The 21169-nt window shown below is 63.3% G+C and carries 20 protein-coding genes; 10 read left to right on the top strand and 10 right to left on the bottom strand.

Annotation, left to right across the window (positions count from 1 at the left end):
- Positions 1–14: 14 nt before the first annotated feature.
- The 4 genes from EAH73_RS03500 to EAH73_RS03485 form a co-directional block, all read right to left on the bottom strand.
- Positions 15–2087: a DUF3857 domain-containing protein gene (locus EAH73_RS03500; RefSeq protein ID WP_140465086.1), complete on the bottom strand. Its 2073-nt coding sequence runs from the start codon at positions 2085–2087 to the stop codon at positions 15–17.
- Between the two features lie 70 nt (positions 2088–2157).
- The gene (locus EAH73_RS03495) at positions 2158–4152 is read right to left on the bottom strand and encodes a transglutaminase domain-containing protein (RefSeq protein ID WP_161599439.1); all 1995 of its coding nucleotides are present in this window, start codon (positions 4150–4152) and stop codon (positions 2158–2160) included.
- Between the two features lie 139 nt (positions 4153–4291).
- Entirely contained in the window at positions 4292–5503 is a 1212-nt protein-coding gene (locus EAH73_RS03490; RefSeq protein WP_140465084.1) for an MFS transporter, read from the bottom strand.
- 51 nt (positions 5504–5554) lie between these two features.
- Positions 5555–6160, bottom strand: a complete 606-nt coding sequence (locus EAH73_RS03485) for a hypothetical protein (RefSeq protein ID WP_140465083.1) — start codon at positions 6158–6160, stop codon at positions 5555–5557.
- A gap of 144 nt (positions 6161–6304) precedes the next feature.
- Between EAH73_RS03485 and EAH73_RS03480 the strand changes: the two genes are divergently transcribed.
- On the top strand, positions 6305–7477 hold the full coding sequence (locus EAH73_RS03480; RefSeq protein WP_140465082.1) for an SGNH/GDSL hydrolase family protein: 1173 nt from the start codon (positions 6305–6307) through the stop codon (positions 7475–7477).
- Positions 7478–7617: 140 nt separating this feature from the next.
- On the opposite strand, the gene EAH73_RS03475 is transcribed toward EAH73_RS03480, so the two are convergent.
- Complete coding sequence (locus EAH73_RS03475) at positions 7618–8700, bottom strand: exostosin family protein (protein WP_140465081.1); 1083 nt, start codon at positions 8698–8700, stop codon at positions 7618–7620.
- Between the two features lie 437 nt (positions 8701–9137).
- On the bottom strand, positions 9138–9602 hold the full coding sequence (locus tag EAH73_RS03470; RefSeq protein ID WP_140465080.1) for a hypothetical protein: 465 nt from the start codon (positions 9600–9602) through the stop codon (positions 9138–9140).
- A gap of 430 nt (positions 9603–10032) precedes the next feature.
- Between EAH73_RS03470 and EAH73_RS03465 the strand changes: the two genes are divergently transcribed.
- Both EAH73_RS03465 and EAH73_RS03460 read left to right on the top strand, forming a co-directional pair.
- Positions 10033–11916, top strand: a complete 1884-nt coding sequence (locus tag EAH73_RS03465; RefSeq protein WP_140465079.1) for an ABC transporter ATP-binding protein — start codon at positions 10033–10035, stop codon at positions 11914–11916.
- A gap of 92 nt (positions 11917–12008) precedes the next feature.
- Complete coding sequence (locus EAH73_RS03460; protein ID WP_140465078.1) at positions 12009–12383, top strand: hypothetical protein; 375 nt, start codon at positions 12009–12011, stop codon at positions 12381–12383.
- Positions 12384–12399: 16 nt separating this feature from the next.
- On the opposite strand, the gene EAH73_RS03455 is transcribed toward EAH73_RS03460, so the two are convergent.
- A complete protein-coding gene (locus EAH73_RS03455; protein ID WP_140465077.1) occupies positions 12400–13020 on the bottom strand; it encodes a Uma2 family endonuclease in 621 nt (206 codons plus the stop codon).
- A gap of 207 nt (positions 13021–13227) precedes the next feature.
- On the opposite strand from EAH73_RS03455, the gene EAH73_RS03450 reads away from it, so the two are divergent.
- The 6 genes from EAH73_RS03450 (at position 13228) to EAH73_RS03425 (ending at position 18299) form a co-directional block, all read left to right on the top strand.
- Positions 13228–14148: a cation diffusion facilitator family transporter gene (locus EAH73_RS03450; RefSeq protein ID WP_140465076.1), complete on the top strand. Its 921-nt coding sequence runs from the start codon at positions 13228–13230 to the stop codon at positions 14146–14148.
- Between the two features lie 266 nt (positions 14149–14414).
- Positions 14415–15059, top strand: coding sequence for a DUF4136 domain-containing protein (locus tag EAH73_RS03445; RefSeq protein WP_140465075.1), 645 nt, complete (start codon positions 14415–14417; stop codon positions 15057–15059).
- A 209-nt stretch (positions 15060–15268) separates the two neighbouring features.
- Complete coding sequence (locus EAH73_RS03440) at positions 15269–15526, top strand: hypothetical protein (protein WP_140465074.1); 258 nt, start codon at positions 15269–15271, stop codon at positions 15524–15526.
- Positions 15523–15861 (top strand): hydroxyisourate hydrolase, encoded by a 339-nt coding sequence (uraH, locus tag EAH73_RS03435; RefSeq protein ID WP_140465073.1) that lies wholly within the window; start codon positions 15523–15525, stop codon positions 15859–15861. Before EAH73_RS03440 ends, uraH begins: the two co-directional genes overlap by 4 nt.
- A gap of 607 nt (positions 15862–16468) precedes the next feature.
- Complete coding sequence (locus tag EAH73_RS03430) at positions 16469–17305, top strand: bacteriorhodopsin (RefSeq protein ID WP_140465072.1); 837 nt, start codon at positions 16469–16471, stop codon at positions 17303–17305.
- The gene (locus EAH73_RS03425) at positions 17292–18299 is read left to right on the top strand and encodes a Brp/Blh family beta-carotene 15,15'-dioxygenase (RefSeq protein WP_140465071.1); all 1008 of its coding nucleotides are present in this window, start codon (positions 17292–17294) and stop codon (positions 18297–18299) included. The genes EAH73_RS03430 and EAH73_RS03425 overlap by 14 nt, the downstream gene beginning before the upstream one ends.
- Positions 18300–18309: 10 nt before the next feature.
- Here EAH73_RS03425 and EAH73_RS03420 read toward each other — a convergent pair whose 3' ends face one another.
- Positions 18310–19365 carry a cyclic nucleotide-binding domain-containing protein gene (locus EAH73_RS03420; RefSeq protein ID WP_140465070.1) on the bottom strand — a complete coding sequence of 352 codons (1056 nt, stop codon included), beginning with the start codon at positions 19363–19365 and terminating at the stop codon, positions 18310–18312.
- Positions 19366–19951: 586 nt separating this feature from the next.
- Between EAH73_RS03420 and EAH73_RS03415 the strand changes: the two genes are divergently transcribed.
- Complete coding sequence (locus EAH73_RS03415) at positions 19952–20329, top strand: hypothetical protein (protein WP_140465069.1); 378 nt, start codon at positions 19952–19954, stop codon at positions 20327–20329.
- Positions 20330–20394: 65 nt separating this feature from the next.
- Here the strand turns inward: EAH73_RS03415 and EAH73_RS22965 are convergent, their stop codons facing one another.
- Both EAH73_RS22965 and EAH73_RS03410 read right to left on the bottom strand, forming a co-directional pair.
- Entirely contained in the window at positions 20395–20568 is a 174-nt protein-coding gene (locus tag EAH73_RS22965) for a hypothetical protein (protein ID WP_161599438.1), read from the bottom strand.
- Between the two features lie 39 nt (positions 20569–20607).
- Positions 20608–21084, bottom strand: coding sequence for a nucleoside deaminase (locus tag EAH73_RS03410; protein WP_140465068.1), 477 nt, complete (start codon positions 21082–21084; stop codon positions 20608–20610).
- Between the last annotated feature and the right edge of the window lie 85 nt (positions 21085–21169).

Genomic DNA, 21169 nt, shown 5'->3' with positions numbered 1-21169 from the left:
CCCGCAAGGCGGTACTAGGCCTTCTTCTTGATGACGAGCTTCTCAGCCTGCTTTTCCAGCATCAGGCGGTAGAACTCGCGCAGGTGGGTGTATTCGGCGGCCGAGTACACGGGCTTGCGCAGGGCCAGGCGGCTGGTGAAATTTACCGTGCTGCCAATGGTGGCCACGTTGAAGAGGTAGCGGCCGCCGCCGTCGGGCAGGTCGATGATGGCGTTTTTGGGCGTTTCGGCCAGCTCGTAGCCGTCGGGCAGGGTGAGGGCCACGAGCAGCATTTCCTCCTGCGGGGCCCCAAAGTCCACCGGGTACTGCCGGTCTTCGTGCCGGAACGGGTTCTGGCTAGAGCCGAACTCGCGCAGCGGGCTCAGGTACAAGGTGCCGGCGGTGGCGTTGTCGTCGGCGGGCTGCGTGAAGGAGTAGTCGAGCGCAAACGGGGCTTCGGTCGTTTCGTGCTTGGCCACGGCGGCCTGCGGCACGGCCCAGGCCGTGTGCTGGCGGCCAATTTCGGCCAGGTACTTTTTCTCGCCCAGCTTGGCCAGCTCGCCGCGGGCGTTGGCTCCGGCGTAGCCGGCGTACTCTTCGTGCACTTTGCCGGCGAGGCCGCCCTGGGCGTCCAGCGCCAGCTGCACCTGCTGGAAGTGCACGTGGCGTTGGCTGGGGCTCAAATCGACCCAGCGGCTGGCGCTGGCCTGGGGCATGATGAGGCGGCCAGTTTGGCTCAGGCAGCGCTCGGGCAGCGTGCCGCAGGGCAGGTCTGGGTCGGTGGCGTCCACCAGCAGGTCCTTGCCGTCGGCCAGCGGTACCAGGGCCACCACGTAGTTAAACTTGGTGAGCAGCGGGAAGCTCTGGTTTACGCGGCCGTGGGCGCGGGTGCTCAGCAGCACGGGATGAGCCGTCAGGCCGGCTTGGCGCAGGGCGGCGATGAGCAGCAGGTTTACGTCGGCCGAGCTGCCGCTGTGGGCGTCGTAGGCCTTGCGCAGGTTGCCATCGGTGGCGTAGCGGTTGGTGCCGTTGTAGCGCACGGCGGCCAGGATGATTTGCCGCACGGCCGCGGCCCGCTGGGTGGGGTCGGGGTATTTGGCGGCCAGGCCCTGCACCTGCTCCTTCAGGAAGCCACCGCGGCCGAATTGCTGGCCAAAGTCGTTGTCGTCCAGTAGGTCCGTGTTGATTTTTTCCCAAGTGTCGAGCACCGCCTGGTAGGCCTGCCCGGGCATGTGGGTGCCGGCCAGCTCAAAGTCGATGCGCGCCACGTAGTCGTCGGTGGTGGTCATGTAGGGCTCGTCGCGCATCACGGGCACGTCCTTCATGGCCCAGCGGTAGTTGGTCACGCGCCCCGTGAGCACGTCGTTGCTGGCCGCCTCGCGCCCGCTGCCCCCGCGGAAGCTGCCACCGCCCTCGGCGAAGCCGCCCGCGGTGTGCACCGTGTACTGGCCGCCGCCTTCCTCGCGGGTGCTCACGGCCAGCGGCACGTAGCCCTGCATCAGCATTTTGTAGTCGAAGTACTCCGGAATGGCCGCCCGGTACTCGCTCCAGCGCACCGGGTAGGGCCCCTGAAACGTCCAATCCTGGAGGTTTACCAAGAAGTCCGACGTCACGGTGTAGGCGTACTCAATCACGGCCCCTTCGCGCACGTCGGGCAGCGTGAACTTGCGCACCCGTAGGTTGGCCGTGCGGTCTTCCACGAAGGTTTTGCTGATGTCGAGCTTGGTTTTTTGCAGCTGCCCGGCCACCATGTTGTAGGTGGTGCCGCGCAGGCCGCTGAGGCGCTCCTCCGAGTTGTTGCGGTGGTAGAGCGGCACGAGCACCGTGGCGGCGTCGTAGCCGGCTTTTTTCAGAATTTTGACGCGCGTCACGCGGTCTGTTTCGAACTGGAAGCTGGTGCCGTTGAGGCGGAAGCGCGTCACGCCGTAGTCGCACAGCACCACGGCCGCCGCCGCGCTGTCGCCCTTGAAGGATTCGGCCTTGAAGTCCAGCGGGTCGGGCTTGCCCAGCTTGATGGGGTCGACCGGGGCTTGGGCCAGGGCCCCGGTGGTAGCCAGCAGGGCCGGCAGCAGCGCCCAGCGGCGCGAGGAAAGTAACGAAGCAATCATACGCAGAAAAGAAGGGGGATGGAAAGGGATGGGGTAAGGATGGGTGGGGCCCCAAGGGCCGGGGCCCGGGTTAGGCTTTTTTCTTGATGACAAGCTTCTCAGCCTGCTTTTCCAGCATAAGGCGGTAGAACTCGCGCAGGTGGGCGTACTCGGCGGCCGAGTACACGGGCTTGCGCAGGGCCAGGCGGCTGGCCAGCTGCACCGTGCCCCCGAGGCTGGTGACCTGGTACACGAAGCGGCCGCCGTCGTCGGGCAGGTCCACCACGGCGGGCTTGGGGGTTTCGGCCAGCTCGTAGCCCGCGGGCAGGGCCAGGGCTACTAGCAGCGTTTCCTCTTGCGGGGCCCCAAAATCGACGGGGAAGTTTCGGTCTTCCTGAGTGAAGGGGTTCTGGCCGTCCAAAAATTCGCGCAGCGGGCTCAGGTACAGTGTGCCCGCCGGGGCCCCATCGTCGGCCGCACGGGTGAAGGCGTAGTCCAGGGCCAGGGGTTTGTGCACTTCTTCGCGGGCGCCCACGGCTATGGGGGCCAGGGCCCAGGCTGCGTGCTGGCGCGCCAGCTGGGCGGCGTACTTCTTGTCGCCGAGCTGAGCCAGCTCGCCGCGGGCGTCGGCCCCGGCGTAGCCGGCGTACTCTTCGTGCACCTGGCCGGCGAGGCCGCCCTGGGCGTCCAGCGTCAGGCGGGCCTGGCGGAAGTGCACGTGGCGCTGGCTGGGGCGCAGGTCCACCCAGCGGCCGTCGGCCGCGCCGGGCCCCGGCGCAATAAGGCGGCCGGTTTGGTTGAGGCAGCGCTCGGGTAGCGTGCCGCAGGGCAGGGCGGGGTCGGTGGCGTCCACCAGCAGGTCTTTGCCGTCGGCATCGGGTACCAGGGCCACTACGTAGTTAAACTTGTCGAGCAGCGGGTAGGCCTGGCTCACGCGGCCGTGGCTGCGGGTGCTCAGCAGCACCGGCTGGGCGGGCAGGCCGGCTTGGCGCAGGGCCGCAATGAGCAGCAGGTTCACGTCGGCCGAGCTGCCGCTGTGGGCGTCGTAGGCCTTGCGAAGGTTGGCCTCGGTGGCGTACTGGTTGGTGCCGTTGTAGCGCACGGTGGCCATAATGGCCTGGCGCACGGCGGCGGCGCGGGCGGCGGGGTCGGGGTGCTGGGCGGCCAGGGCCCCCATCTGCTCCTTCAGGAAGCCGCCGCGCTCCAGCTGCTGGCCGAAGTTCTCGTCGGCTAGCAAGCGGGCGTTGATTTTCGTCCAGCTGTCGGCCAGGTCGCGGTATTGCTGCTCGGGCCACTGCTCGCCCAGCAGCTGGAAGTCGAGGCGCGCCTCGTAGTCGGTCCGCGCGGTGGTATAGGCTTCTTCGCGCAGCGGCGGCACGTTTTTCAGCACCCACTGGTGCTGCTCGGTGGGGGCCGTAATGGCGTACGAGCCGCTGGGGCCCCCACCCATGCTGATCGACTGGCGGTCCACCACCAGGCTGGTCGAGCCCACCGAGGGCTGGTCGAGGGGCCCCGGCTGGGGCCCCTGGTAGATGATTTTGTACTTGTAGAACACCGGAATACTGGTGCGGTACTCGCTCCAGCGCACCGGGTAGGGCCCCTGAAACACCCAGTTCTGGAAGTTGAACAAGTAGTCCGACGACAAGGTGTAGGCGTACTCCACCACGGCGCCCTCGCGCACGCTGGGCAGCGTGAAGCGGCGCACGTTCACGCGCGGGCTGCGCTTTTCGAGGAATACGCCGGTGGCGTCGAGCTTGGTTTTCTGCACCTGTCCGCCGACCAGGTTGTAGGTGAAGCCGCGCAGGTTGGTGATTTGCTCCTGGTCGCCGTCGCGGTGGTAGAGCGGGATTTCGACCGTGGCCGCGTCGTAGCCCGATTTCTTGAGAATCTTCACCCGCGTCACCCGTTCGAACACCACCCGGAAACCGTCGCGGTAACCCACCAGGTGCGAGCGGCCGTAGTCGCACAGCACCACGGCCCCGGCGGCGCTGTCGGCCATAAATGGTGCCGCCGTCAAATCTTTGGCGTCAATTTGACCAAACTTAATGGGCTCATTTTGGGCGTGGGCGATTGCTGATTCGCCCATAAATATAACTATAGCACTACAGCGTATTAGTAAAGATAGTTGCATCCAAATAAAGCAGAAAAAAGTAGGAAAGGGCGGTTAAAACTACCGCCTTCGCCTAAAATTCCCGCATTCTTCATCCAGCTTTTTTCAGTCTTTTTTACGCCGCAGGGGCCCCCGCCGGGGCCGGGCGCCGCAGCAGCAAAAACGCCAGGGCCCCTAGCACACTGGCCAGGCTGGCGGCGTGCACCCACGGCAGGCGGCCGGGCTGGTTATCAAACACCCAGCCCGCCAGCAGGGCCCCCACGCCGATGCCGGTTTCGAGGGCGATGTACATGGTGGCCACGCCGCGGCCCCGGCGCTCGGGGTGGCTCAGGTCAATGGTCCAGGCGTAGAGCGTGGGCGAATTCAGGCCTGTGCCCAGCCCAAATACCACCGCGCCGGCCAGAAACACCGGCACCGACGGGGCCCAGACCAGCAGCGCCACCCCCCCGGCCAAGATGCCTGCCGACCACCGCAGCACCGCCACCCGGCCGTAGGTATCCGACGATTTGCCCGCCACCAGCCGCACCGCCAGCGAGGCCAACGTGAAGCAGATGTAGAACAGCCCCTTGGTGGGCCCCGCCAGGCCCAGTAGCCGGCTCTGGTCGGGTATCACCGTCAGCACCGCCCCGTACGGAAACATGCACAGCAGCGTCGTGAGGGCCGGTGCAAACACCTGGGGCTCCAGTACTTCGCTCCAGTTTAGCTTGAGAAGCGAAAAGCTAAAGCGCTGCCGCTGGGCCTGGGGCAGCGTTTCGGTGAGGGTGCCTTGCACCAGCAGCGAGAGCAGCGCCAACGCGCTGGAGCAGTAAAACATGGTGTTGAGCGAGTAATGCTCGGCCACCCACGAGCCGAAGGCCGGACCGGCGGCCATGCCCAGGCTGCCCGTCACGCCGAGCAAGCCCATGGCTTCGCCGCGCCGCGCCACGGGCACAATGTCGGCGATGAACGCGGCTGTGCCCGTGGGCTTGAAGCCCGTGCTGAAGCCGTGCAGCAGCCGCAGCCCCAGAAACCCCGTGACCGTGAGCGCAAACGGGTAGAAAAACCCGCAGATGAAGCACACCAGCGACCCGAACACCATCACCGGAATGCGCCCCACCGTGTCGGCCAGCTTGCCGCTGAACGGCCGGCTCAGGCCCGCCGTGAGGGTAAACAGGGCGATAATGAAGCCCTTGTACTGGCCCCCGCCCAGCCGGGTGAGATGGTCGGGCAGCTCGGGCAGCAACAGGTTGAAGCTGGCAAAAAACAGGAACGATGACAGGCACATCAGCCAGAAGCCGGCGGTGTAAGGCCGGGTGGCGGGGGCCGTGGTGGTGGTAGCAGCGGGCATAGGGCCCCAAAGGTCGGGCCTTGGGCGGGAGTTTAGCGCCGCGCGCGCTGGCTATTTCCAGGCGATGGCCACGTCGCGGAACTCCACGCCGAGCGTCCGGCCCGGGCTCGCATTGTCATATACCGGGCACGAGAGGAGCTTGAAAGACCTGGTGGTGGGCAGCACTTTGGGGATGACGAAGGTGGCCCGTACGGGCACGCCGGTGGCCAGCTTGTTGCGGGCCCCGCCCGCGCCGATGTGCATGTCGAACGTCCTATATTCCTGGCCCTGCTCGTCAACAGCCGTCACTTGCTCGAATTGCAGGTCCTGGGTGGGCCCCGCGTTGGTGAGCAGGAGCGTGACGGCGACGGTCTGGGCCTTGGCGTTGCCCGCGCACTTCACGAGCGCCAGGGTCACTTTTTGCACCGTTTGGCGCTGCTCGGCCGGGGCGGGGCCGCTCTGCGCGGGCCCGCCGGCCGTGCCGGCCAGCGCGGCCTGGTGCCCGGGGGTGGCCAGCAGGCCCTTGCGCAGGTTCGCGTTTTCAAACTTGAGCTTGGCTACTTCTATTTTTAGCTTCTCACACTCATCCGCTGGCGATGGGGCCTGCGCCGTGGCGGCCGAAACGGAAAGCAGCACCAAAAAGCTGCTGAGGGAGAGTTTTGCGGCGGGGTGTGGCATGGGGAAACAGGGCTTGACAGTGAGGGAATTAGCCGGCCTTAGGGGCCCCGGTAAGCGCCCCCGCGGGCCGGGGCCCCGGCCAAAAGCTAGTGCGAGTATAGGGCCGTGCCTGCCAAAAACGGGGCATTTGCGGGCTAGCTCGCCGTGCTACCTTCGCTGCTGCCGTGCCCGGGGCCCCTCCCCGCGGCGGTGGCCCGCTTCACCATGAGAATGCTCAACAAGTACGTACGCCTCGCTTTCTGCGGCCTGGGCCTGATTGCCGCGCCCGCCGCCGTGCCCACCAAGGGCCCCAGCACCCTGCCCGCTACCGCCCTGCCCGCCTACGGCCGCTACCGCCTCACCGAAGCTAAGCAGCTGGAGCTCATCAGTTCGGCGGTGCACTTTGGGTTCAGCTTCGAGGGCCCCCAGTGCGAAATATTCGCCTCCCTGCCAGACGCCGGCAGCCACAACTACCTGCAATACGAGCTCGACGGCGTGTACCAGCGCCGCCTGCGCATCGACGGCAATGCAAAAAACCCGCTGACCATCACGGCCCCCGGCCCCGGCCGGCACACGGTGTGGGTGTATAAGGCCACCGAGGCACACACGGGGCCCATCTTCGTCCAGAAAATCACGGGCCAGCGCCTGAAAGCCCTGCGCGAACCGGCCGCGCCGCTCATCGAATTCATCGGCAACAGCATCACCTGCGGCGCGGCCATGGACGCCTCGGAGGTGCCCTGCGGCACGGGGGCCTACCACGACCAGCACAACGCCTACCAGGCCTACGGGCCCCGGGTGGCCCGGGCCCTGCACACGCGCTTTGTGCTGAGCAGCGTGAGCGGCATTGGGGCCTACCGCAACTGGAACAGCGACGGGCCCACCATGCCCCAGGTGTACGAAAAGACGGATTTCCAGGAAGCCAGTCCGCAGCGCTGGGACTTCAGCGCCTTTACGCCCCAGGTGGTCAGCATTGCCTTGGGCACCAATGATTTGAGCAACGGCGACGGCAAGCGCCCGCGCCTGCCCTTCGACAGCGCCCAATTTGTGGGCCGCTACGTTGGCTTTGTGGGCCTGGTGAAATCGAAGTACCCCAAGGCCCGCATTGCGCTGCTCAGCAGCCCGATGGCCAACGGCCAGAACCGCACCAAGCTGCAAAACTGCCTGACGGCAGTCAAAGCCCGCACCGACGCCGCCCACCCCGCCGACCAGCCCGTGGCTCTGTTCTTCTTCCAGCCCATGCAGCCCCGCGGCTGCAGCGGCCACCCCAACGTGGAAGATCACGCCACCTTGGCCAAAGAGCTGGAGCCTTTTTTCCGGCCGCTGGTGGGGAAGGAGTAAGCTGTGGTGCCACAAAAGCAAGCAGAGGGCCCCGGGACAACAGTGATAAACTGTCGCCCCGGGGCCCTCACACTTTGCACAACGCCAAGAAGCTAAGCAGCGGCCAGTTTCTTACCTCGCCGGGGCCAGCAATTGCTGCGTTATTGGTTGATGAAGTAGTTCAACCGCTTGAAAAATCCGGTTGGCGTTAAATACTCTTCCCAAATCCTGCGGAGTTCCTTCTGCAGCTCAATAAAATCTTCTTCTGAAATCTTACTGTGGAATTCAGCCACAATATCTCCTATCCTATCTATATCTTTTTCTTCTACCCACACGCACAGTTTCTTCCAATCAATCAAATCGTCGAAAGGTAAGGTGCTGTCCGTGTTCACAAACACCGGAATTCTGCCGCAGCACATCGTTTCAAAAAAACGAACCGAGTTATTGCCCAAGCCACGGACGCATAGCGTGTAGTCACTGTCTACTATGTTTTCGAAAAACTTATTCCGAAACTCCTGATTACTTTCTACGGTATTTCCAGTGTTCATGCCCGTAGGGCCAAAAGCAAAATTACTTTTCAACCTAAAGTTGGTGGTAACATTTTTTGCCTTTTGCAGCCCTATTATTGCTCGCGCTCTGTAAGAGTGCGATATTCTATCCGGGTACCTTTGAAGGAGCCCGGCGTAGTTGGCGAGCAATTTTGCAATGCCGACTATTTTTTCCCTGCCCATTTTAATGTTCAGGGGCGGTGCGTATCCGCAAAAGCCCACAATTGGTTTCGCGTCTTTATTCCTTGGGTTTAGTTTCCCGTTATTATATTTTTCTAAAAAATCTTCGAAAAAATGCGGCCAAGGATGGACATTTTTGGTTTGCTTTGATTTGCTTATCGCACTATTGAAGATGATGGAGTTTTTAACGGGAATATTGATTTCCAAGACATCGTGGCCAACAAAAATTAATATCTTTTTGCCCGATTGCTCCACTTTTGCTATAAACTCCGCTATATCTTTCTCGAACTTCGCTTGATTGTCAATGACATCGTAGAAGATCGGCAATAAGCAGGCATCACATTCCTCGATGCTGGTTAGCTCTAAGAATGATTTCCCATTTTTTAGAAAATCGTCGTATCTGCCATGCCTGATTGATTCGGCACCTGCTTCGAAGTCGCCTATGAAGGGTATCAGTAGTTCAACAGGCTGACCTTTTCCCAAAAGGCTCAAGTCTGTATAGAGTTTTAACTTCATGCTTCTATCTTATTTTTTTAATGCTAGGGTTTGGTAGAAATAAAGCTACTTAAACAAGCTGTCTGGGGGATTCTAAAATTCAAAGAATGACGTCGTATACATGCTTTAGTAGGCCAAAAACGACGCCCTGAAAATTTATAAATGACTTTTAAATAAAAATTAACTGTATTTAAATAGTTAATGCTCTGCCTCGTATTTGTTCCACTTTAATTAGTAGAATTAACTGTAGTTAGCTGATCGAATAATAGTACATTTTTGATACGGGTACGCATTCTTATATCAATAATGTGAAGCGAGCGTACATGCAAATATAAGCTCTAATGGATATGGGCTTGAATGAAAGCTGTGGCTTAATTCCTGCCTTTACCTTTACTTAAGCGAATTTTAAGCAAACGGCGTGCCCCACGCTTGGCCCGAAGCCGTGGTGCTCTGCTGGATCAGGGGCGCACGTCGGTGAAGGTGCCCTTGATGGTGCTGCGTTTGTCGGAATCGTCGCCCCGGCGCGTCCCGTGAAAAGTGCCCGAATACCCTCCCCGCGGCGTTGGGGTGAGCGTGCCGCGCAGGTGGGCGCTGTAGTTGGTGCCAATGACCACCGAGTTTTCTACGTAGGTGTACGTGAGCACCGTGGGTTTGTAGCCCGAAATGGGGGCCCCGGTGGGCTTGGCGTAGCTAATGATAAAGGAACCGTCGCCGGGGCGGGGGGAGCGCCCAACGATGATGGTTAGTACGTCGGTGCCATCGGGCCGGCCGCCCTCGTACACCGCCCGGGTTGGCACCTGGGCGGTGACGCCTTCGCGCTTGTAGCGGGTGGTGCTGGGCTCCCGGTTTAGTAGTTCTTGGTTGGCCGAACAGGCCGCCAAAGGTGGCAGCAGCAGCCAAAATAGGCGGTAAAGCTTGGGCATAGAGGGGAAGGTGTAAAGCACTGCTTTTAGCGGCGTTCCGGGGCTTTCCTACCGCCTGGGGTAGCACTTGCTCAGAAGCCGGGGTGGGCTAATAATCTAGTTTTCTCATGGATACATACAAATCTTCCGAAATATACTCCTGCCACGGGGTAATGAAGTTTTTGCATTTGCTTATTAAATAATATAATACTGATTGCCAATAGATTATGGTATTCTGTTCAGCTTGATTGGTAGATGCTGCGGGGGGCACGGGAGGGGCCCACACAACTGGTGGGTTGGTGCGCATTGCTGAAATCAAGGCAGGACTGGAGGGATAGAAGAACCGCTTGCGGGCCATTGCTGCGTTTGGCACGCGGCCCTGGCGGCCCGCCCCGCCCTGCCAAAACGGCGGCCCCGGCCTTCCGGCCCCAACCTTGCCGGGGCCCCGGTAATGCTTGACTTTCTGAAAACTATCTCCGCCAAAAACCCGAACGGCGGCCGGGGCCCCGAGAAGCCCGCCGTGAGCGTGCGCGAGCGGGTGGGGGCCCTGCGCCACCTGCCGGCCTTCCTCAAACTGATTTGGCACACCAGCCCCGCCCTCACGGTGGGCAACGTGCTGCTGCGCCTGCTGCGGGCCGCCCTGCCGCTGGCCACGCTCTACGTGGGCAAGCTCATCCTCGACGACGTGGTGCAGCTCACGCGGCTGCCCGCTGCCGAGCGGGCCCTGGGGCCCGTGGGGGCCCTGGTGGCGCTGGAGTTTGGCCTAGTGCTGCTGGCCGATGCCTCGGGCCGCGCCGTGGCTTTGCTCGATTCGCTGCTCGGCGACCTGTTTGCCAACGCCTCCTCCATCCGCCTGATGGAGCACGCCGCCGAACTCGACTTGGACCAGTTTGAGGACAGCGCCTTTTACGACAAGCTGGAGCGGGCCCGCCGCCAGACGCTCTCACGCTCGGTGCTGATGAGCCAGGTGCTGGCCCAGGGCCAGGACGCCGTGACGCTCGTGCTGCTGGCCGCCGGGCTGGTAGCCTTCCAGCCGTGGCTGCTGGGGCTGCTGCTGCTGGCCGTAGTGCCGGCCTTCCTCGGCGAGAGCCACTTCAACGAGCGCAGCTACTCCCTCAGCCACTCCTGGACGCCCGAGCGCCGCGAACTGGACTACCTGCGCCAGACCGGGGCCTCCGACGAAACGGCCAAGGAGGTGAAAATCTTCGGCCTCTCGGACTTTTTGGTGGACCGTTTCCGCACCTTGTCCGATAAGTTTTACGCCCAGAACAAGGGCCTGGCGCTGCGGCGGGCGGGCTGGGGCACGGTGTTCGCGGCGGTGGGCGCGGCCGGCTACTACGGGGCCTACGTCTACATTCTGGCGCGGGCCGTGGCCGGGCAAATCTCCATCGGGCAGCTTACCTTTCTGGCCGGCTCGTTTGCGCGGCTGCGGGGCCTGCTCGAAGGTATTCTGAGCCGCTTCAGCTCGGTGGCCGACGGGGCCTTGTACTTGCAGGATTTCTTTGATTTCTTTGCCCTGCGGCCCAAAATCACGCGGCAGGCGGTGGGCGTCGAAATAGCCCGACCCTTTCCCCGGCCCATCCGGCAGGGGTTTCAGTTTGAAAACGTCGGGTTCCAGTACAAGAATGGTACAAAATGGGCCATTCGCAACCTCTCCTTCGTGCTGCACGCCGGCGAAAAGCTGGCGCTGGTGGGCGAAAACGGGGCCGGTAAAACCACGCTCGTCAAGCTCCTGGCCCGCCTCTACGACCCCGCGGAGGGCCGCATCCTGCTCGACGGCCACGACCTGCGCGAGTACGACCCCGCCGAGCTGCGCCAGGAAATTGGCGTCATCTTCCAGGATTTTGTGCGCTTCCAGCTGCCGGCCGGCCAAAACCTGGCCGTGGGCCGCATCGACCAGCGCCACAACCAGCCCCGCATCGAAACCGCCGCCCACCAGAGCCTCGCCGATTCGGTGATTGCCAAGCTGCCCGGCGGCTACGACCAGATGATTGGCCGCCGCTTCAGCGGCGGCGTAGACCTGAGCGGCGGCGAGTGGCAGAAAATCGCCCTCGGCCGCGCCTACATGCGCGACGCCCAGCTCCTGATCCTTGATGAGCCCACCGCCGCCCTCGACGCCCGCGCCGAGTTCGAAGTCTTCGAGCGCTTCAAGGAGCTCACCCAGGGCAAAACCGCCGTCCTCATCAGCCACCGCTTCAGCACCGTGCGCATGGCCGACCGCATTCTGGTCATCGAAAACGGCCAGTTTGTGGAAATTGGCTCCCACGAAGAACTGCTGGCCAAGGGTGGCCGCTACGCGGAGCTGTTTGCGCTGCAAGCCGCCGGGTATCGGTAGGGGCCCAGTGGCGGAGATGCGTCGAGCAGGAAGCTTACGTTTGCTCAAAATCATTTTGGGCCTCTTTCATCGGCCCGCCACCACCCTTACCTATGCAATCAACCGTTTATACCGCCAACCTGCGGGCGGGCTTTGTTGGCCTGCGTTTTCTGCCGGAATTAATTGCCATTGGGACCAATAACCTGAACCCCAAACTCATTCTGCACGATGGCCACGTGGAGTATCGAGGGGCTTTTTTTACCAACAGCTTACCATATGCCAGCATTGAGCTGCTGAACGTTGCCTTCGTGGGCAGCGGCACCAATAACCTAACCATCGTTCCCCGAACGGGCCTCACCACCTTCACGGGCAATTTTGAAAAGAAAGCCCAGCTGTACCAGTTTCTTGCGCTATTCAAGGCCAAAGGGTGCCCGCTGTCTCCATTTGCTCAGAAAACGCTAGCGGATTATCAAGATCAAAGCCAATAGTTTGATTAATAAGCTCTTACAAATAGCTCGGCTCGTCTGGGGGCCCTAGCTCCAGCAGTGGGGCCACGTGCAGCGGCGCTACGCCCGCTTCTTCGTAAATCTGGACCAGCGTCATCGTCAGGTTCAATTTCGGGATGATGACGGCGTCCTCGGCTTCGGCCAGGGCAGTGTGGGCCCATACGCCGTGCTCGGTGAGCTGGTACCACTCCACGAGCCAGGTTTTTTGCGAGACGAACAGGTAGTGGCGCAGGCTCGGCAGCTTCTTGTACTGGTTGAATTGCAGGCCCCGGTCGTAGGCTTCGGTGGAGGGCGAGAGCACCTCCACGATGAGCACCGGGCGGTGCAGCTGCTGGCTTTCGCGCTGGTCGTGTGGGTCGCAGCTCACCATCACGTCGGGGTAGGCGTAGTGGCGGTTTTCCTGCACGGCCAGCCGCACGGCTTCCATCTGCACCCGGCACTGCTTGCCGCGCAGGGCCTGCCGGCAGCTCATGTACACGTTGCCGGCAATGGTGTTGTGCGCGATGCTGGCTCCAGCCATCGCAAACACCTCGCCCTCGAAAAACTCGTGGCGCACATCGCTGCCTTCTTCCAAGGCAAAATATTCTTCGGCGGTGTAGCGGTGCGGTTGTTGTCCCATAGCCAAAAATAGGGGCCCCAGGCAACAAAAAACTGCGCCCGGCACCCGTGCCGGGCGCGGTGCCCGGCGGCTAAGATTGGGAAATACGGCCCCCAGCCCAGCTGGTGGCCAGGGGCACGCGCTTGCCGCGCCAGCCACTGGCTACCGCCAGGGCCCCGGCTGCGTTAAAGGCGCCAGTGGCCGGTGGCCGCACCAATTACCCAACGCATGGCATCTTCTAAAACCGCGCTTTACACGGCTCTGGCGGCCAACCTGGGCATTGCGGCCACCAAGTTTGTGGCCGCCAGTATCACGGGCAGCTCGGCCATGCTTTCCGAGGGCATTCACTCGCTGGTGGATACCGGCAACGAGCTGCTGCTGCTGCTGGGCCTGCTCCGCAGCCAGCGCCCGCCCGACGAGCGCCGGCCCTTCGGCTACGGCCGCGAGCAGTACTTCTGGTCGTACGTGGTGGCGCTGCTGATTTTTGCGGTCGGCGGCGGCCTGTCCTTTTACGAAGGCGTGGCGCACCTGCGGCACCCCGAGCCGATGAAGGACCCGTTTTGGAACTACGTCGTGCTGGGCATCGCCTTCGCCCTCGACGGCTACTCGCTGCTGACGGCCTGGCGGGCCTTCAACGCGCAGCGGGGCCAGCAGTCGTTTTGGGCGGCCCTGCAAAGCAGTAAGGATGCCGCCACGTTCACGGTGCTGTTTGAAGATGCCTCCGACGTGCTGGGGCTGCTCATTGCCTTTCTGGGGGTGTTTCTGGGCCATACGCTGCACAATCCGTACTTCGACGGCGGGGCCTCCATCCTCATCGGGCTGCTGCTGATGGGCGTGGCCGGGGCCCTGGCGGCCCAAAGCAAGAGCCTGCTGCTGGGCGAAGGCGTGGACGCCGCCACCCGACGCCGCCTCGTGGCCCTCACCGAGGCCGACGCCGCCGTGGCGCAGGCCGTGCGCATCGCCACCATCTACCTGGGCCCCGAGGAAATCACGCTGGTGCAGGGCGTCGCCTTCCGCCCTGGCCTCACCACCGAGGGCATCACCGCGGCCATCGGGCGCATTCACGCCGCCATCCGGCAGGAGTTTCCGGCCGTGAAGCACGCCTACATGCAGCCCGTGCCCCCGGCCGAAACCGGCGTTGCGGCGTAGCTCCCGGCGCCGCGGCGGGGGCAAAAACCAACCGGCTGGCCACCACCGGCAAATAAATGAGGGCGCGGCGGCAGTTGGGGGCCTCGGTGGCTGCACCTACAAAGCCAAAACGGGGGCCCGGGGCCCTACAATGGTCGGCGGGCCGCCCCGCGCCAGTTACCCGAGGTAGCGCTTGCATTATGAATGCGTTATGCCCGCGGCGGCGCATGGAAATTGGGTGAGGTTTTGTAACTTGGGGGTTCAATCTTCTTTCCCTTCCATTTGAGATGAAACTTACCCTTGCTTTTTGGCTGGGCTGCCTGCTGGCGGCCGGTTTGCTACCCGGTTGCATCGCGGCCCGCGAAGCCCGCGTCGAGTCAGACTACAGCTACGGCGGGCGCTTCCGCCGCTACCGCTCCTACAATTTCATCACCGGCACGGGCCTGGCCGCCGATACCAGCCACCTGGGCGAAACCCTGCGCGACGCCATCCGGCAGCGCATGCGCAGCCAGGGCTACCGCCCGACGCGCGGCACCAACCGCCCCGATCTGCTGGTGAGCTTCCGCATTTTTGAGGGCGACATGCACTTCCACGGCTTCAACCAGGAGGAGCTGACGACGTGGGTGAAAAACAACGACGCCGAGGAGGACGAAACCCCCGACGAGCAGCGCCACGTGTACCAGCCCGTGCGCCTGCTGCTGGCCGAGGGCACGCTGCTCGTCACCCTCATCGACGCCCGCACCAACCGCGCCGTCTGGAATGGCTACGCCTCGGGCGTGACCGTGCCCGAGGGCCTGCGCGGCGAGGTAGTGCTCGTGCGCTCGGTGCGCTCCATCTTCGACCGCTACCGCATCTTCACCGAAAACTACTTCCAGGGCGGCAACGTGGACGGCGGCGCTGGCGGCGGCGACGCCGACGGCGAAAAGCCGTAGGGCAGCTTAGACTACAAAAAACGGTCATGCTCAGCTAGCGTCTGCCGGCTGAGCATGACCGTTTTTTTGTAGCCTAAGCTACCCTACCCGCCTGCCCCCGGGGCCCCGTTGCGCACGGCCAGCAGTTGCCGGCGGCCACGCCGATGGGGCCCCGAGGGCGGGCCAGCTCTGCGGCCGGGAAGCCTCTGGCGGCCAGTGCGCGGCGCAACTTGGCCGCGGCGGCGGCGCTGGCCGCGGCCGTGGCGGCGTGGCACGGCCCGGTGAAAGCCGACTGGCGCGCTGCCTTCGTGCACCACCACAAAATTGGCGATGTGGGGGCCCTGGCGACGGGCAGCACGGTCTACAATGCGAAACTTAGCCACATCTTTATCGGCTGCGCCACCGGTAAGCTGGCCGCCGAAATCCACATTGCCATGGGCGAGCAGGCTAAAACCACGCGCCTGCGCCTCGAAAAAACCCTTCTATGAGCCAGATAACCACCCACATCCTCGACACCACCCGCGGCGAGCCCGCCGCTGACGTAGCCGTGGCGCTGCTTGGCCAAGACGGCAGCAACTGGCCCGAGCTGGCCCGCGGTACCACCGACGCTGACGGCCACCTAACCGACCTGCTGCCCGCCGGCACCGTGCTGCCCCCCGGCGTGTACAAGCTGAAATTCTTTACCCTCGAGTATTTCACTAAGCACGGCCGCGCCCACTTCTACCCCCTGGTAGAAATCTGCTTCGCTGTGGCCGGCGACACCCATTACCACGTGCCGCTGCTGCTCAACCCCTTCGGCTACAGCACTTACCGCGGCTCATGAGGCAGCCGTAAAACAGAGTAGTACTCCGTTTACCCTTGCGCAAGTCATTCGCGGGGAGACGCGGCACCGCTCCGTTCTATCCATGAAACACCGCCCGGCCAACACCGGCCAAGCGGCCCTGCCCGACCAGCCAGGCGCGGCCAACCGTGCCTTCTAAATAAAATGCCCCGGCCACTGGCCCGACTGTCAGCCTTTTCAGGGCTGATAGCTGCGTGCGGGTGGATAGAATCGCCCTGCGCGGCCTCCAAGCCTACGCGCCCAATTTTGTGGAGATGGCCCGCGTGCGGCAGCTGCCGCGCGCGCAATTGCCAGTGCTGAAGCACGAGGCTGCGGTCTTCGCCGCCCGTCTTGGCGCGCTATTTTTTTGTGCAGGGCCCCGGTGGCCGGTGGCCACGCAGTGCGTAGGGCCGCCGGCCACCGGGGCTCTTGCCGTTGGCAGTGAGTGGCTTGCAACCCCGGCCGGCCCAGTATAGTAAGCGTTTTTCATGAGATTTTCATCTGTAATTCGCAGATTAATAAGCAGTTAATGTTTAACTTTTGTTGTGATAGGTGCGTAAAGGAGCCATCCAAATAATAATCTTTTTCCCGCTCTTTTATTCATTTTTCCATGACCTTCGCTACTGAATTCGTCCCTACCGCTGGGGAGGTGGGCATCGTGCCGATGCTGACGTATTTCTTCATGACCATTGCGGCGTATTGCTTTTTGGGCAACGTGTTTTTCAGCATCCTCACCAACCAGAGTGTGGCCCCCGAGCACCGCATTTCACGGGCCTACGGCGGGGTTATTGCCATTGTGGCGGGGGTGTCGTACCTGCTCATCACGCGCTTCTACCACGGCATGCTGCAAGACCTCAGCCACTTAGAGTCGCCCGAGGCGCGGGCCGCCCTCGTCCGGCATAGTTACCAGGCCATCGGCCAGTACCGCTACATGGACTGGGCCGTGACCACGCCGCTGCTGCTACTCAAGGCGGCCTCCATGCTGCGCATCCGCTACAGCGAGGCCGCCACGGCCATCACAGTGATGCTGGTAGCCGATTTCCTGATGGTACTCACCGGCTACATCGGCGAGCAACAGCTGACGGCGACGGGCGAAATCATCGTCGGCGGCAAGCTGCTGTGGGGTGCCATCTCGACGGTGGGCTACGTGGTGGCCGTGGTGGCCCTCTACGGGCTGTACAAGAAGTTTGCGGCGCGCGGCAATGACATCGAGCGCTGGGGCTTCAAGTTCATCGGCATCACCACCGTGACTACCTGGGGCGTGTACCCGCTGGGCTACATGCTCACCATGACGAGCATCGACCTGAACTACATCCACATCGCCTTCAGCATTTTCGACGTCTTCAATAAAGTAGGCATATCGGTGGTGGCCTACCTGGTGGGCAAGCGCCTGCTCGACGAGCGCCTCGACGAGCAGAAAGTGCTCGACGGCTATGCCACGGCCTAGCCTGACGGGCAGCTACTTGCGCCAGCCCACGGCGGGGCCCCAGCGCTACTCCTACGGGGTGGTGCTGGCGGCCACGGCCGTGGGCTGGCTGCTGCCCGGCTGGGCCGGCTGGTTGCTGGGGCCCGCGCTGCTGCTGGGCCTGGTGCTGCTGGGCGTGGCCCACGGCGCCTGCGACCAGTACGTGGTGCCGGCTACCCACCCGGCGCTGGCCCGCCGCCCGGGGCGGTACTGGGCGGTGTTTTTGGGCGGCTACCTGGCGCTGGCGGCGGCGGTGGGGCTGCTGTGGTGGTGGCGGCCGGCACTGGCCGTGGCGTTTTTCTTCGGGCTCTCAGCTTGGCACTGGGGGTCGGGCGATGCGCCGGCGGCGGCCCGCTACCGGGCGCAGTGGCTGGCCCACAGCCTGTTGCGCGGCGGCCTCATCTTCGTGGTGCCGCTCTGGTTTTGGCCCACCGAAACGCGCACCCTCACCAACGACCTGCTCGCACTGGCCGGGGCTGCCCCGGTGGGCGCGGCGGCCGTGGGCGCGGCCGCGCGTTGGCTGGGGCCCCTGGTGCTGGCCGGCCACGCGCTGCTCTGGGCCAGCTACTGGCTCACCAGCCAGCACCGGCTGGCCCGTACCGATGTGCTGGAAGTGCTGCTGCTCAGCGGATTACTGGTGGTGCTGCCGCCGGTGCTGTCGGCGGGCGTGTACTTTGTGTTTTGGCACAGCTTGCAGCACGTGCTGCGCATGAATGCCCTGATGGGCCGGCCCTTTGCCGGCAGCTGGGGGGCGCTGGGGCCCCAGCTGGGCTTCTTTTTGCGGCGCTCGGCCCCGCTATTGCTGGTGAGCGTGGCCGCGTTGGCCGCCCTCTACGGCTGGGAGTGGGCGCGGGCGGCGGGCGGCCCGGCGCTCATCAGCTTGGCGCTGCTCGTGGCCTCCGTCGTGACGCTGCCCCACGCGCTGCTCGTGACGCTGGGCCTCGACGCTGCCCGTTGGCGGCGTGCCGTCGGCTAGCCGCTAGCCGCTACCAGTCGGTCCGTCGGAGTTTATCAGGCTGCAAAAGCTTGATTCCCTTGGGCGTAACTTCCAATAAGCCATCGTGCCGAAACTCACTGAGCGTGCGGCTCAGCGACTCGGGCGCAATGCCGACCACAGCGGCTAGGTCGTCGCGCGAGAGTTGGATGAGCGCGCCGGCCGCTTCGTCGGGCCGGGCGTGGTCGTAGAAACCGAGCAGGGCATTGGCCACGCGGCGGCGCAGCGAGTTGTAGGCCATGTCGAGCAGCTGGTCTTCGCGCTCGCGCTTGCGGCCGGCCAGCAGGCGCACCAGCTGCTGGCTCACCTCGGGGTTGCGCAGCAGCTGCGCAAAGTCGTCGGCCGGAATGTAGAACAGCGTCGAGTCTTCGACGGCCACGGCCGCATCGTGGTACACGGTGCCTTCGAGCAGGGCTTTGTAGCCAAAAAACTCGCCCGCCTGGTAGAAGCCTGTGATTAGCTCTTTGCCGGAAGCAGTGGTTTTCACAATTTTAACCCGGCCGGCCTGCACGAAGTAGAGCCGCGCTGGCTCGTCGCCTTCAGCGTACACAATCTGGCGGCGCGGCACCGGGTGGGGTTTGCGGTCGGCCACGAGGGTGAGTAGGTTGCTGCGCTGCGAGGCCACAAATTCGGCCGGCGCACTGCTGGCAGCGGGGGCCTCCTCGTCGGGGTGCAGGTGCTGAAAGCGGGCGAGGCGCCCGGCAATGGCCCCCAGCAACTCGCTGTTTACGAAGGGTTTGGTAAGATAGTCGTCGGCTCCGAGCTCCATGCCGCGGCGCACATCGGCCCGCGCCGCCCGGGCCGTGAGGAAGATAAAGGGCGTGCCCGCCAGCCGGGCATTTTGCCGGAAGCTGTAGAGCACCCCGTAGCCATCGAGTAGGTCCAGGTCGATGGCGCAGAGCACCAGGTCGGGGCGGGCGGTGCGGGCCTGCTCGACCCCGGTTTTGCCGTTGCCGGCCGTGCTCACGGCGTAGCCGGCCAGCACCAGCAGCTCGGCCGTGCTTTGGCGGGCAGCGTCGTCGCCGTCGATTAAAAGAATGGTTTTCATAGCGGGTAGAAGGAGTGTTTGTGGGGCAGGGCCCCTGCGCAGCGATAGCGGCAACCCCGGTGCCGGGCAATAGCCGGAGCAACCTTGTTTTATTTTCAAAGCATTGGTATATAATACTTTGATTATTAATTGGTGGGGCCCTGGGGTGCGGCTGCACCTGCGCCGACGGAGGCTTTCTCTTGCCGCGTGGTGGCCTATAACAGCCATCAGCCGGGCGGGTGATAATTCTCACCGGTTTGGGTAACGGCGGTCACGCAAGCCCCCGGGGCCCCGGGATACTTTTGCGCCATCGACTGCCACGGCAGCATTGCTTATCCTGCTTTCATACTCTCTATTGATGTGGCCTTTTACGCCCGTGCCAACTCCTGGGGCCCCTGCGCCGGGCTGGGCAACCAACCAATACGCTGGCCCCGTCCGGTGTGACGGGTGGTTAGGTGCCGCGCAAAGTTCGGCCACTGCCCCCATTCCCCGCTCGGGGGGCGCCGCGGGCTTGCTCCGGCCGCTGCCCATCCAAGCGTTCATAAGCTAACAACCACTGCTATACTCACCGCTTACATCTGTTTACTTTTTATTTTTTAACAACTCAATGGCCTATTCTACCACCATCCCCGCCGGACAAGCCGTCCAGAACATCCTCAACGACTTGCCGGCCCTGCTCGCCGTGGCCGTCGTCGATATTAGCTCCGGCATGAGCCTGGCGTCGCACACCAATTCCAGCATCAACCCCGATACCGCCGCCGCCTACAACACCGAAGTGGTGAAGCAGAAGCAGAAAGCCATCAACGCCCTCAAGCTGCAAGGCGAAGCCATCGACGACATCCTCATCACCCTCACCAACCAGCTGCACTTGCTAAAGCTGGTGAACGACGGCAAGAAATTCATCCACCTCGCCGTCAACCCCCGCGATACCAACTTGGCCATTGCCCGCGAGGTAGTGCGGGCGCAAGCCGAGCTGCTCAAGTAGCCCAACGCCGCGGCCCCACAAAAAAACCTCCTGTCGCCGGGAGGTTTTTTTGTGGGGCCGCGGCGTTACACCAGCAAATCCGCTGGTAAAGCGCGAATGGTAGTGGTCGTTCTGTCCTCGGGCGTGGCTGCTAGGCGAAGCGGTGGCGTGCGGCTCCGCGCCGCTGGGGGCCCCACCAAGTGCTCGTGGCAGCGCACAGAGTCGAGCAGGGTGCTGGCGGGCAGCTTGGCCGTGCGCACGGGCTGGCCGTTGGGGCAGACAGCTGATTGTAAACGCGGCTAGTATTGCGTGCGGCTCTCGTGCGCCTCCCAGGCGCGGAAACTGGCTTGGGCTTCGGTGTGCAGCAGCTGCTGCATCGGGATGCTGCGCTGGGGCAGGGGCTGCTCAATCTCATCGTAGATGAACTGGTCGTCGAAGCCCACCGCGGCGGCGTCGGCCTTGGTATTGCCGAAAAATACCCGCGCCGGCCGGGCCCAATAAATGGCCCCCAGGCACATGGGGCACGGCTCGCAGCTGGTGTAGAGGTCACAGCCGTCGAGCTGAAACGTGCCCAGTACCTGGCACGCCTTGCGGATGGCGTCCACCTCGGCGTGGCAAGTAGGGTCGTGGGTGGTGGTGACCTGGTTGAAGCCGCGGGCAATGATTTGCCCGTCCTTCACCACCACGGCCCCGAACGGCCCGCCTAAGCCGGCCTGCATTTTTTCGATGGACAGGCGAATGGCTTCGCGCATGAATTCGGGGTTGGGAGCTTCCATAAAAGTGGGTAGTAGAATAAAAAAAAGCGGGCCAGAAAGGTAAAAATAAGGGGCCCGGCGCTAAGACAAGCGCCGGGCCCCGGGT

The sequence above is a fragment of the Hymenobacter nivis genome, from assembly GCF_006439025.1.
GTDB lineage: Bacteria > Bacteroidota > Bacteroidia > Cytophagales > Hymenobacteraceae > Hymenobacter > Hymenobacter nivis_A.
This window is presented reverse-complemented; position numbering and strand designations above follow the sequence as displayed.